The organism is Mesorhizobium sp. M5C.F.Ca.ET.164.01.1.1 (assembly GCF_004792125.1).
GTDB classification, from domain to species: Bacteria; Pseudomonadota; Alphaproteobacteria; order Rhizobiales; family Rhizobiaceae; genus Mesorhizobium; species Mesorhizobium wenxiniae.
This window is the reverse complement of sequence record NZ_SRTG01000175.1, coordinates 1-390: the sequence shown is the minus strand read 5'-3', so window position 1 is coordinate 390 and position 390 is coordinate 1. Positions and strand designations below refer to the sequence as shown.

Here is a 390-nt window from a genome sequence, read left to right as displayed (position 1 = left end):
TCCTTGATCAGGGTCACGGAGTCGCCGTCCTTCAGCGGCGTGCCGTTGCTGTCTTTCACGATAACGTCGGTCATGGCGGGTCGGTCTTTCCTCGATTGAATGGCATGCGCTCGCCTATCGCGCCGGCGAGGACCTGGTCAAGCCGCCTCTCACCCCGTACCGACGCCGATTTGCCGTTCGCGCCTGGCGCCCGCGATCTTATGTAATTTTAGAGTATGCTTTTTTAGAACCAACTTGCCCTCCCGATAATCCCGGCTCATCATCGTCGTGGACGCGTAGCCTGGGAGGGGTCGTCCTTGGCAGATGCGGTAGACGTCAATACGGGCAACCGTGGTGACTCACGGCTGGGCATCCTGCTCGTTCTCACCGCTGCGCTCGCCTGGAGCACCA

1 protein-coding gene is annotated in these 390 nt (G+C 60.5%); it reads right to left on the bottom strand.

Annotated elements, in window-relative coordinates:
• Nucleotides 1–74, bottom strand: a 74-nt coding sequence (locus EN807_RS32990; protein ID WP_189522676.1) for a PhnA domain-containing protein, incomplete at its 3' end; no start/stop codon positions are given.
• Between the last annotated feature and the right edge of the window lie 316 nt (nt 75–390).